The 13,552-nt window shown below is 72.4% G+C and carries 1 protein-coding gene (cut by both window edges); it reads left to right on the forward strand.

All 13,552 nt of this window come from inside a single coding sequence — locus tag K8625_RS39390, IPT/TIG domain-containing protein (RefSeq protein ID WP_370642030.1), on the forward strand. Of the gene's 32,079 coding nucleotides, 12,544 precede the window and 5,983 follow it; the stretch shown corresponds to coding positions 12,545-26,096 — codons 4,182 (partial) to 8,699 (partial); the first codon wholly inside the window starts at window position 3. Both codon boundaries (start and stop) fall beyond the window edges.

Genomic DNA, 13,552 nt, shown 5'->3' on the forward strand with positions numbered 1-13,552 from the left:
CCGAGCCGAACGGGGCCAGCGTCACGCGCGAGGACTTCTTCACCTTCGACCAGCCCACGGACTCGGCGCTGGCCATGACGGAGATCCGCGACCTGCTCGTCATCGGTGACGCTGTCTACACCGTGGGCGCGGGGGGCCTGCAGGTGGTGGACCTGTCCAACCTCTACACCCGCGGGCCGCTCGCCGGCGTTCCCATTCCGCCCGAGCGGCGGACGGAGCTCATCGACGAGGACCGCGACAACGTCGACGACCGCCTCATCGGCCAGTGGAGCAACCTGGAGGGTGAGCTGCTCTCCCTGTCGTACCCCGCGGAGGGAGGCGACCGGCTCTTCGTGGGCGCGGGCCGGCGCAACGACAAGGGCCAGTACGCCCTGGCGACCGTCATCGAGCTGGACATCTCCAACCCGGCCCAGCCCCGGATGATCTCCGCGACGCGGGCGGGCGCGGGAGCGGTGTTCGGGCTCGACACACGGGGCGACCGGCTGCTCGCCGCGGCGGGCGCGCGCGGCCTGCTCGGCTTCGACATCTCCCACGCGCCGTTCCTGCTGAACGAGCGGGCGACCCCCATTTCGCCGGACACGCTGTCCACGCAGGCGACCGCGCTGGCGGTGGGGGATGGCCGCGCGGTGCTCGGCACCGGCGTGTGGATGGACGGGCACCGCTTCACCCAAGGGCGGCTGCACCTCATCGACGTGGAGCGCCTCGCGGATGACGAGGACGCGCCTCCTCGGGTGCTCGGCTCCGTGGACGTCGACGTCCAGCGAGTGCGGATGTACCGCGACTGGGCGGTGGTGGCGGCCGGTGACGAGGGGCTGGTGCTGGTGCGATTGACGGGCGAGGACGCGCCCGCCGTGTCCGAGCACAAGGTGGGCAGGGACGTGCTCGGAGGCTTCGCGTCCGACGTCCGGCTGGTGGGCAATCTCGCGTACGTGGCCGCGGGCGAGGCGGGCGTCGCGGTGGTGGACCTGAGCAACCTCGGACAGGGGGCCCCGAAGCTGCTGTACCACGTGACGGGAGCCCGGGGCGGCGCGGCACGCCTGGTGGCGGTGGCGGGTGGCCGCATCATCAACGTGCGGCAGCGTGCCTCCTCCGGCTGGTCGCTGGAGTTCGGTCCGGCGGCCGAGCTGGTGCTGGTGTCCTCGAGTGTGAACTGGGCAGAGCGCGTGCCGCGCGAGCTGCCCTCGCTGCTGCTCACCTTCTCCACCACCATCACCCCGGAGAGCGCGCGCCAAGCGGTGTCGTTCCAGGTGAATGGCACCGAGTGGCTGAAGACGGCGACTCCGCAGGTGGACTTGGAGGCCGGGAGCGCGGAGTTGCCGGTGAGCACGGCGGTGCTCCGGTTCCGGCCGGGCACGCCGCTGCCCGAGGCCGCGGGGCTGCGCCTCGCCGTCTCCACCGGGCTGAGCACGCCGGATGGCAAGCACCTGATGACGCCCTTCGAGGTGGAGTTCGAGTCCGCCTCCGGCTTCTTCCCGCGTCCGCGCATCGCCCAGGTGGTGCCGCGTGTCGGCCCCATCGCTGGTGGCTCCATCCTCCAGATTCTCGGCGCGGACTTCGAGCCGCACGCGAAGGTGCGCATCGGCGGCGTCGAGGCCGACGTCCTCCCGTCCGCCGTGCATGACTCCACGCGCCTGACGGTGAAGACCCCCAAGGGGGTGCCGGGCCTGGCGGACGTGGAGGTCATCAACTGCGAGTTGGGCTGCCTGGCGGGGCTTTCCGACCGGCGGCCGGGCGGCTTCCTCTACAAGTCGCCCCTCTGGCTCAGCAAGGCGACCCCGCGCTTCCTCAATCCGCGCGGCGGCAGCCTGATGGAAATCGCCGGCGACGGGTTCCTGCCCGCGTGGGCCTATGGCGCCATGGGCGCTCCGCTGGTGAAGGTCGGCGGTGTGGATGCCCCCGCGGTGTCGGTGGTGTCCACGAGCCTGCTGAGGGTCGAGGCTCCGCCGGGCTCGTTCGGCGCCGACGGCTTCGCGACGGTGACCGTCAGCACGACGTTGCCCGACAACCAGGGCGCCGACTCGACGGACAGCCTGCCCGAGTCGACCCACCTCGCGGAGCAGGTGGGCTATGGCCTGGAGCGCAGCCTCCCCCTGGGCACGAATCTCCCGGGCCCGGTGGACGCGGGAGAGGAGCGCGTCGTCGGGCTCTACCCGAAGGCGCTCGCCGCGGACCCGTCGGAGCCGCTGTTGGTCTACGCGTCCGCGGGCGCGTCCGGGAGCGGCAACCGCACGCTATCCCCGTACCTGGGGCCGCTGACGGGCGGTGGCGTGTACTACGACGCCATGCGCCTGGCCCGCTACGACGTGAAGTCGCAGGGGAATCCGGAAGGGAGCGCGGGGAGTGCCGCGGCGCCGGAGCATGCTCAGGTGGACCGGCTGTTCGCGGTGCTGAATCGCTACCTGCCGGAAGGCTCGCCGCTGCCGGACATCGCGCTCACGCCGGACTCGATGGACGTGGTGCCCCGGCAGGGCCAGGTGCTCGTGGCCAACGGCGAGGCGGGCCTGGTGGTGGTGGACCCCAGCGGACTGGGGGAGCTGGGCGCCGCGAAGTTCGGCGTCTTCGGCCTGGCGGAGTACGCGACGCGCCTGCTGCCCACGCCCATCGGTAGCTGGGTGGCGTTCAACGGCATGGCGCCCAACCCGCCGCCAGAATCGCCGAAGTGCGAGGGATTTCAGCCCGCGGCGGGCACCCCGGGGCGGGTGCGCCTGCTCGACACGCGCTTCCCGGCGGACCCGCTGCTGGTCCGCACGGTGAGCGTGCCCGGAGAGCCGTATGGCATGACCCTCCACGGTGGGCTGCTCTTCGTGGCGGCCGGTCACCACGAGGGCATCTACTACTGCCCGTCGAACCCGTTGGCGCCGCCTCCGCCCGAGTACTCGCTGACGGGCGGTGAGCGTGGTGGCCAGCGCACGACGTACCACAAGCGCGAAGGCGCGACGCAGAAGCCGGAGGGGTATCTCTCCATCCACGACCCGTCGAGCAGCGACAGGCCGGACCTCGGCTCGCTGCGGTTCGACGCCAACCTCACGGACGTGGTGGTGGTGCGCGACGTGGCCATCGTCGCGGCGGCCGAGCTGGGCCTGCTCTTCATCGACGTCTCCAACCCCGAGGCGCCTGTCGAACTCGAGGACAAGCGGATCCTCTTCGACGAGACGCTGTCGAACGTGCCCGGCCAGCCTCAGCGGCTGCGGCTGGTGGGGGACATGCTCTTCGTGTCCGCCAACGAGGGCGGCGTGGTGCTGGTGGACGTGGCCGACCCGCGTGAGCCCCGCCTGGTGAGCGGTGGCAACACCGAGGCGGCCATGGACTCGGCGGCGGTGGGAGACCGGCTGCTCGTCGCGGGCAAGGACCGCGTCACCGAGCTGCGGGTGCCCTTCACGTTCGTCACCGGCATGACGCCGGAGCGCGACTCCGTGGTGCCGCCGGAGTCCCCGGTCTTCATGGTGCTCGTCAGTCGGCCCATCAACCCCGCCAGTGTCCGGACGTCGGTGGGCTCCGGCGGAGCGCCCATCACGCTCGAGTTGCTCGACGGCAGCCATCAGCCGGTCATGCAGGGCAACGCGCGCATGCCGCTGTCGTGGACGCAGATCTCCAACCATGGCGAGCTGCGGTACGGCCTGCGGGTGACGGTGGGCGGCACGCTGGAGGCGGACAAGCCCTACACGCTGCGGATCGCCGGCATCACGGACGACCGAGGTGGCCGCCTGCTCATCCCGTTCGAGGGTCGGTTCAAGACGGGTGCGGTCAGCAGCAAGCACCCCCAACTGGTCTCGGTGACGCCTCGGTCCGTGCCGCTCCAGGGCGGGAGAATCACCCTGGTGGGCAGCGGCTTCGCGCCGAACGCGCGGGTGCGCATCGGCGGAGTGGAGGTGGACTGCCTCGTCGCGGCCAATGACTGCGACGCGGCTTCGGATGGCTCGGCGCTGACCCTGAACGCGCCGCCGTCGGATCTGCCGGGGCCCGTGGACGTGGTGGCGCGAGACCCGGGCGGTCCCAGCTCGGCGCTCTCCTCGGCCCTGTTCTACATGGACGAGCTGGTGGGCGCCCGCGCGACGCTGTCTCCGGACCACGGGCCCGTGGGTGGCAACACGCGGGTGACCCTGACGCTGGACCGCGCCGCGCTGTCCCCGGGGATGCGGGTGCGCGTGGGCACGCGCCTCGCGGGTGAGGTGGACGTCGTCGACCTGCGGCAGGTGAAGTTCACCCTGCCCGAGGGCACGGCGGGCCTGGTCCCCGTGGCGCTGGAGCGCGACGCGGAAGACCCCGAGGACCCGCCAGAGTCCATCGTGGTGGGCTCCTTCTCGTATGACCTGCCGTTCGGCTCGTACCTGTCGCTGCCGGGCTTCCCGCCGCTCGAGGCCTCGGAGCTCAAGCTGGATGGCAACACCCTGTACGTGGGTGTGTCGGCCCATGCCCCCGGGTTGCAGATCTTCGACGTGCTGCTGGAAGAGCGGCCCATCCGCAAGGGGAGCCTGAAGACGGCGGCTCCGGTGCTGGGCCTGGATGTCAGCGACCCGTTGGCGCTGCTGGCCGAAGGGCCGGGCATCACCGCGGTGGACGTCTCGGACGCGGCGCGTCCCTTCGTCGTGGGCCGGGTGGCCACTTCGGGAACGGCCACGGGCGTGCGCATCGAGGGCACGCGTGCCTACGTCAGCGTCACCGAGCCGAGCGCCGGCAGCGGGCAGATCCAGGTGCTCGACCTGACGTCGCCCACGCTGAATGTCCTGACGAGCGAGGCCCGCCTGCTCTATCCCGAGGACGGCCTGGCGCTGGACCTGGGGCCGGACCGTTTCTACGTGCTGACGTCGGCCATCAACGGCGGCTCAGGAGACGGACTGCGGCTGCGCATCTACGACCGCGCGGGCACACCCAAGGGCTGGGTGACGGTGGATGCGGCCATCACCCAGACCTCCATGCTGATGCGCAGCCGCGTGGCGGTGCGCGCCGGCCGCGCCTACGTCACCGTGGGGCGGCGCGTGTACGTGTTCGACGTGAGCCCCCAGCACGAGCAGGCGCCCGTCGCGCTCCAGTCCGCGCAGCTGGCGGACGACGGCCGGGGCCTCACCTGGGCGGGTGGCAGCCTGTGGGTCGCCACGGGTGACGCCACGCAGACGGTGGTGGAGGTGCCTCCGGCGGAGCTGCTGAGCGTGGGCTCCTCGCCGGTGAACGGCGCGCTCGCGCCGGTGGACGCGCAGGTGAGCCTGGACTTCAACCTCGCCGTCGCGCCGGCGTCCGTGGTGGGGGCCGTGCAGATCAAGGCGGTGGGCGCGGGCGGGAGCGAGCGCACCGTTCCGGGCACCTGGACGGTCATCCCTCGCGTGCGCGGGTCGTCGCTCCTCTTCACGCCGGACTCGATGACGCAGGAGCTGCCCGTGCCGCCGTTCAACGGCGGCGAGACGGTGCACGTCACCATTCCCAAGGGGAGCCTGCGGACGGTGGGCGGCTCCTTCGTCACGCTGGCCACGGCGGTGGAGCTGACCTTCACCGTGGCCGGGGAGGGGGCGGCGCAGCCCATCCTCTCGAGCATCTCGCCGACCAGCGGCCTGGTCTCGGAGAGCACGCCGGTGGTCATCACGGGTAGCAACTTCCGTCCGCGTGTCGACGGCACGGGGACGACTGTCCTCGTGGGCACGCAGGAGGTGCGCCCCAAGGCGGGCAGTGACAGCGCGACGCTCCTCATCGACGTGCCCCCCGGCGCGACTTCCGGCCCGGTGTCCGTGCGGGTGGTGGACCCGAGCGGGCTGTCGGCGCTGCGGCTGGGGGGGTTCACCTACCGGGCCCCGCTCTCCATCGAGATGCTCACCCCGGACCGCGCGGAGCAGCGTGGCGGGGTGGACGTCGTGCTGACGGGGACGGGCTTCCGGCCCGGCCTGCAGGTGGTGTTCGGTGGGACGGAGTCCATGGACGTGCGCGTGCTGTCGTCCCAGACCGCCGTGGCGAACGCGCCGACCCACGAGCCCGGCCTGGTGGACGTGGTGGCGCGGCTGAGGGTGTCGGACTCGGACGACCACTCGTTCCCCAAGCACCAGTCCTTCCTCTACGGGACGGGCGCGGTGGCGCGGCTCGGGACTCCGCCGCTGCGGCACCTGCTCCTCGAGCGCGGTGTGGTGTTCGCGGCCATGGGCGGCGAGGTGGAGGTCACCGGCCCGGGCGGTGAGCCGGTGTCGGGAGGTGGCCTGCGCTCCTGGTCGCCCGGTGGGCTGCTGGTGGCGGACCCCGCCGAGCCCACCGCCATCCGGGAGATCACCCGGTTGACGTTCCCGGACAGCACGCAGGGAGGCGCCTGGCGGCTGGCGCGCATGGGAGACCGGCTCTACGTGGCGGCGGGGACCGGTGGCCTGAAGGTCGTCGACATCACCCGTCCGGCGGCACCCTCGTTGGAGTCCTCGCTGTCCGGCCAGGGCCCCACCGTGGACGTCGTCGCGGGAGGCGAGCTCCTCTTCACCGCTGACAGCGGCGGTGTGAGGGCATGGCGGACCACCGAGGACGTGCGGCCGCGACTGACGGGCCAGCGCGTCATCGAAGGCGGTGTCTCGGCGCTCGCGCTCCATGGCGGCTACCTCCTCGCGGCGGGCGGTGGCGCGGGCAGCGCGGTGCTCTACGTGCTGGATGCGCGCCGCGGTGACCTGGCGGTGGTGGGGCAGCTCCCGCTCGCCGGCCGTGCGCGCCACATCACCACCGAAGGGCACCGTGCGTTCGTCTCGCTGGGCAAGCGCAAGGAAGTGGCCCTCATCGACTTGAGCGATCCGGCGAACCCCCAGGTCAACGGGGTGCTGCCGCTGCAGGACCCGCTCGGGGGCGGCCATGTCTCTGCGGAGCAGACGCACGTGGCCGCGGGCATCGCCTGGGTCGCGGCGGGCGGCGGCAAGGTGCAGCGCTTCCGGGTGCCAGCGGCAGGCAGTCCCGCGTGGCTGGAGCGGGTGAGCGTCACGGGCGATGCAACCACCCTGGCGTTCCGTGGCAGCCACCTGCTGGTGGGCACACTGGTGCTCGACGCGGGCGGGCGGGCCGTGGAGTTGCCCGTGCATCACCCGCACGAAGCGAGCTCGCCACTGGCGGGAATGCTCGCCACGGCGCCGCTGCCGCACATCGAGGTGCTGGGCACCCGGCCGGGCGAGGGAGAGCGGGTGTCCATCCACACCGCGCCCGAGGTGCTCCTCAGCGAGCTGCCGCGCTCGACGACGTTGCACGAGGTGCGACTGGAGGTCGCGGACGGAGGCAGCACCGTGCCAGTGGAGTGGCTGGCCACCAGCGCAGACGGGAGCCCGCGCATCGTGGCGGTGGACCCGGAGCTGAGCGTGTCCACGGACTACGTCCTGCGGATTGGCGCGGGCCTGACGGACCTGCGCGATGGCGGCCTGGGGACGGACACGGAGGTCCGGTTCCAGACGGCCTCGCTGGACACGCCGGCGGCCCCGGTGCTGGGTGAGGTGCTTCCCGCCTACGGCCTTCCGGACGGTGGCGAGGTGGTGGCGCTGCGCGGCGAGGGCTTCATGCAGGGCTGCGCGGTGTCCATCGGCGGAGCGGCGGCCCTGGGCTGCCGCCTGGAGAACGATGCCGGCACGCTGGTGACGACGCAGGCGCCCCGGGGTGTTCCGGGCGCGGCCGCGGTGCAGGTCACCAACCCGGACGGCCTGTCCGCCATGCGACTGGGGGCGTACCGGTACCTGTTGCCGCCACGTATCACGAAGGTGGAGCCGGCCTCCGCTCCGGTGAACAGCCGGGCGGTCATCACCCTCTCCGGCGAGGGGCTCTTCGGGGGCTCTCGCGTCCTCTTCGCTACGGAAGGCGCGATCGAGCGTGTGCCGGCGCGCAGCGTGGTCGTGAACTCCTCCGGCGCGCTCGAGGTGACGGTGCCGGATGGCATCGTCGGGCCGGTGGCCATCACCCTGGAGACGCCGGGGGCAGTGAGGCCCGTTTCGCATACCCTGCCCAGGGCCTTCACCTTCACCCTGCCGTTGCGTGACGAACTCGCCGCCGATGGCCATGTGGCGGCCACTGTGGGGTATGCGCTGCTCACGGCGAAGGGTGACAAGCTGCTGGCGCTGGACCTGTCCGTGCCGGGCAGCACGTTGACGTCGGCGCAGGTGGCCGGCGTGGTGGGGCCGAGCGCCCTCACCGTGGCGGGCAGCCGCGCGGTGCTCGTGGGCACCGGCGTGGTGGCTCGCTACGACCTGGGGACCTGTGGAAGCGGTCCGGGCGCCCCGTGCATCCCGCAGGAGCGGGACCGCGTGCTCCTGGCGCCGGGAACGCTGATGACGGCCGCCGCTGCGAACGCGGATGCCACCACCATCGCGCTGGGCGGCGGCGGTGACCTGGTGCTGTTGAGCGAGCTGCGCGGAGCTGGCGGCACGGCCGGGGAGCTCGAGGTCGTGGCGCAGCTCTCCGTGGCGCCGGGCAACATCCGCGGGCTGGGCATGGTGGAGGGCGGCACGCTCGCCGTGTTGATCGAGGAGGGTGGGGTGTCGCGGCTGGAGCTGCGTGGCACCGAGGATGGTGCGCTCCGGACGCTCAGCGTCATCACCGGACTGCCGGCCGGGGCTCGCGCCCTGGCGGTGGATGGGAGCCGGGTGGCCGTGGCCGTTGGCACATCGGTCTCGGTCTACGAGGCCTTCCAGCCGGGAGCCCCGCAGCTCCTGGGCACATGGACGCCGGCCGACGCCGCGCACGCGCCGCTGTCGGTGGCCCTCTCCGGGCCCTGGGTGCTGGCCGCCGGCCTGAATCGCGCTGCGTGGGTGGACATCACGGGCAGCTCGGGGCTCGTGGAGCGCACCTTCATCACCTACCCGAACATCTCGACCCCGAAGGCGTTGCTGGGCAACGGGATGGCGATGATTGGCGGCACGCCGAAGACGTACCTCTTCGACACACTGTCCTACCCGACGGTGGCCCGAGCCATGCCGTCGCCGGGAGGCTCGCTCTCGCCGGGGCAGTCGGTGTTCCTGTCGCTGGCCAGCGAGCTGTCGCTGTCCGTGGCGGCGCAGACCTCGTTCGGCCTGATGGACGACCAGGGCGTGGTCGTCCCGCCAGCTCCGGCCTCGCCCGTCGCGGGCACCGTGCAGTACACGCCGGCCTCGCCGCTCACGGTGGGCCGTCCGTACACGGCCCGGGTGACCTTCGCTTCCACCGGGGTCCAGGGTGGAACCGTCCTCCGCCCGTGGTCCTTCTGGCTGAAGGCAGGCGCCGAGGCTCCGGCCTTCAGCGTCAGCGCCATCGTTCCGGGCTTTGGCCCGATGGAGGGGGGCTACCCCGTCGCCATTCTTGGCACCGGCCTGCCCGCGGGCGCGAAGGTGTTCTTCGGCGGCCTGCAGGCGAGTGATGATCCGGCTCATACCGCGACGTCCACGGCGCTCCAGGTCCTGGCGCCCAAGATGGCCTCCGCGGGCCCGGTCCGTGTCCGCGTCCAGCCCGAGGTCGGCACGCCGTTCGACGTGCCGGGCGGGTTCGTCTACCTGTCGCAGCTCCGGTTCACGGGAGTCTCGCCCGACCGCGCGGACGTGGGGGGCGAGAAGGTGACCGTCATGGGCAGCGGCTTCACGCGCGGCCTGCAGGTGTTCCTCGACGGGGTTCTGGCCCAGACCTCGAACCTGACGCCGACGAGTGTGGACGTGCTCGTCCCCGCGGGGCCGGCCGGGCCGGTGACGCTGCTCATCAAGCAGCAGGGTGAGGCGCTCTCCGTCCCCGGGGCCGTCACGCGGGGAGACCGGCGCGCGCCGAAGGTGCTCCGCTGGAACGTGAGCAACAGGGTCCAGGTGGAGCGCCTGCAGAAGGTCTTCACCGCCACGTTCGACGAGCCCCTGTACGCAGACGGCGGTCCTCGCAGGACCATCGGCTTGTATGACTCCAGTGGGGCGCCGGTGCTCGGAGGCTCCGTGGTGGTGGACCGCGTCGCGAGGACGGTGTCGTACGTGCTGCCGCAGAACGCGGAGCCGCTGACGGGCATGGCCCGGTACACGGTCCGCGTGGACAAGGTCGCGGACGTGGAGGGGAACGAGTCCGCCCCGGCTTCAGAGACCTTCGTGGTGAAGGATGACGTCCCGCCGGACGTGTTCATTTCCCTGGTGGGCAGCTCCCAGCCGCTCGGCACCCTGCCGCTGCCGGTGGGGGTGGAGCACGTCTTCTCCGTGACGGGCAGCGACAACAGTGGTGTGCAGCCGGTGAACCCGCGTCTCACCATCGGAGGCCAGGCCCTCACGGCGAGTGGCGGCAACTTCCGCTATCGCTGGCCGTTGGAGGCGGCGCACACGCAGCCCCAGCTCGTCGCCACCCTGGTGGACGCGGCGGGCAACGAGGGGACGAAGACGGTGACCCTCACGCTGACGGATGACCCGCCGCCGACGCTCGTCTTCAAGACGCCCGTGGAGCGGGTCCTCACGAAGGAGGAGGGCGAGTCCATCAGCCTGTCGGCGGAAGCCCGGGACAACAGCTGGGTGAGCGCCATCGAGCTGAGCCTGAACGGTCTGCGCTTCAAGCGTGACACCTTCACGTCGTCACAGTCGCAGCCCGTGGTGTCGGTGGCCACGCTCCGCATGGAGTCGGTGGCCAGCGGGCCCGAGGTTCGCGACATCGTCGGGCGCTCCGTGGATGCCAATGGCCGCTACTCCGAGCCCCAGGTCATCCAGGTGACGGTGAATCCGGATGTCACTCCGCCCACCCTGGCGTGGGTGGCGCCGACCGACGGTAGCGAGGTGGCTTCTGGTACGGCGCTGGAGCTGCGGCTGACCGTCACGGACAACAACCCCGTCACCTCCGTCTCCGTCACCCAGGCGATGGGTGTCGAGAGCGCCGTGCCGCTGGCGTCCTTCCAGCGTCCCCCCGCAGGGATTCGCTGGGTGGCGCCTTCCGTGACGGAGCGGACGCTGGTTCGCCTGCGGGTGACCGCGAAGGATGTCCGTGGCAACGAGGCGACGAAGGACACCGTGGTCACCGTGACGCCGCCGCTCGCGTCCGGGCGGCCCATCGTGGCCATCCGCTCACCGGCGGCGGGGCAGGCGGTCTCCGAATCCTCCAACCTGAACACGCAGGTGGATGCGACCTCGCCCGCGGGCATCGCCTCCGTGCGCCTGTCGTTCGACGGCCAGGAGGTCACGCTCACGCGGCCGCCCTGGACGCACGTGTTCCCGGTGCCGATGACCCACGGAGCTGCACGCCGCGCCGAGCTGCGCGCGGTGGCGGTCGACGTCAACGGCCAGGAGAGCGAGCCCGCGCTCCAGGACGTCGTCATCCAGGAGACCCTCGGCTCGACGCCGTCCTTCACCGTGGCCACGCGCCCGTCGGGGCCGGTGTGGCTCGGTGGCTCCACGCTGCAGGTGAATGGCGAGGGGACCGACGGAGGCGTGGCGCTGTCGGCCTTCGTCCAGGCGGCTGATGCCTCCGTGCCCTCCGTGGGGGGGGCTGCCTTCGAGCTGCCCGTGGCCCGCGAGCACGACGCTGTCGTCGCCTCGGTGCAGGCGGATGAGTTCGGTACGGGCAACCTCGTGCGGACGCGCGAAGGCCGCCTGGCGGTGTTCGCCCGAGAGGGCGCCACGGTGCGCCCGGTGTCGGGCGCCGACGTGAAGGCAGTGGTGGTGCGCGGCGACACGTGGGCGGTGCTGCGCGACGACGGGGCCGGCCAGAGCCTCGTGGAGCTGCGCGCGCGCGCCACGCTGGACGTCATCGGCTCGCGGACGCTCGTGGGCCGCGCGGTGGGACTGGCCTTCGTGGAGGACCGTCTCGCGGTGGCCGTGAGCCGCCTGGGGACGGGCGCCATCGAGTTGCTGTCGCTGCCGGACTTGTCCATGTCGGCGACGGTGGAGCTGCGTGGGCCGCCCTCGGCGGTCGCCTCGGTGCGTGGCGGCCTGCTCGTCGGCACGAACGAGGGTGTGGAGGCTCGGAACGCGCGCGGCGAGCTCCTCTCGCTCGTGCCACTGGACCGTGTCGTCGCGCTCGCGGCGAACGGAACGGACGCGGTGGCGCTGCGCGAGGGTGGCCATGTGGGCCTGCTGGACATGACGGCGCTTCATGCGCCGCGGGTCGTGCGGACACACTCGGACGCGACGGGGGCCACGGCGGTGGCGCTCGTCGGGCAGATGCCTTGCGCGGTGGGCACCTCGGTGCAGTGCTTCAGCGCGGCGGGCTCCCTGGGCACGCTGCCGCTGGACTCGTCCGCGGTGTCGGCCACGGCCTTCGGGCCATGGCTGGTGGTGGGAACAGCTCGGGGTGCACGCATCTTCGACGCGGCCTCGACGCCGGTTCCGGATGCGGGTTACCCCCTGGGCTCGGGTGATTTCCCAGCGGTCGTGGGCCATGTGGCCATCGCGGGAGGGGACCTCTTCGCGGCGGATGCGCGGGCGATCTCCCGCCTGGCGCTGGCGCGTGGCCCGGCCCAGCCCATGGTGACGCTCGGGGCGCCGGATGGCGGCGTGGCCGGCACGCGGCTCCTGCTGTCGCCGACGATGCAGGACGACGAGGGCCTTGCGCTCAACGCCTACACCGCGGAGCTGCGGCTGGACGGGCGGAGCGTCGAGGTGCTCGACAGCCGGCTGCCGGGCGCGGTGGACATGCCGCGCGATGGCGGGTCGGCGGCCCTGACGCTGCACGTGCGCGACCACGCTGGCAACCGGGTGAGTGCCTCGGCCACGGTGGCGCTGGGGTCGCCGGATGGCGGGCCCGCGCTGGTGGCCCTCCGGGCGCCCGCCTCGGGCTACGAGGACACCCACCTGTCGGTGGTGCCCGTCCCGGCCGAGCCGGCCCGCGTGGACCGGGTGGTCGTCGAGCTGGCGACGCCGGGGGCTGGCGGAGCCGTCGTCGCGAGCGCCGAGGGTATCGCGCCGACGTTCGCCGTGGACCTGGCTGTGCCGCTGCTGGGGGCCGAGCGCCGCCCGGCAGGGGACTACGTCCTGAGGGCCATCGCCTACGACCGGAGCATGCAGGGAGCGGTCTGGGAGCAGCCCATCCAGATTCTCGGGGCGCAGGCCGGCCCCTCCTTCTCCCTGGCCCGGTTCGAGAACGAGGGGCCCCTGGTGCCGGAGGGCACCTCCCTGTTGGTGAAGGCGGTCTTCCTCGAGGGCGAGTCGGATGTGGCGCAGGTGCGCTTCTCCGTTGATGGCAAGGAGCAGCAGCTCGTCAGCAGCGCGCCCTTTGTCGTGCTGCTGCGCATGCCGCGGCCGAACGAGCTGAACGAGGGCCCGTGCCCTGGGGCCGTCAAGCTGACAGCGGTTGCCGTCACGAAGGACGGGCGTGTCTCGAGCAGCGGCGCGCCACTGTGCGTGCAGGTGGTGGAGGACGACGTGCCGCCAGTCATCGGCGCGTCGCAGTTCGTCGTCGAGCCCGCTGGGGAGACGGTCGTCGCCGGAACCACCGTGCTGGCGCGTCTGTCGGCCAGTGACGAGGTCGGCGTGGAGTCGCTGTCGCTTCAGGCGTTCCTGGCAGGCGACCTGGTGGCCTCGGGTGGAACGACCCTGTCCTTCAAGGTGCCCGGGAACACGCGGGTGGACACCTCCTTCCAGGTGGTGGCGAAGGCGAAGGACCGCAACGGCATCGAGGCAACCCAGATCCGCACGCTCCGGGTGGT

The organism is Myxococcus sp. AS-1-15 (genome assembly GCF_020037055.1).
GTDB lineage: Bacteria > Myxococcota > Myxococcia > Myxococcales > Myxococcaceae > Myxococcus > Myxococcus fulvus.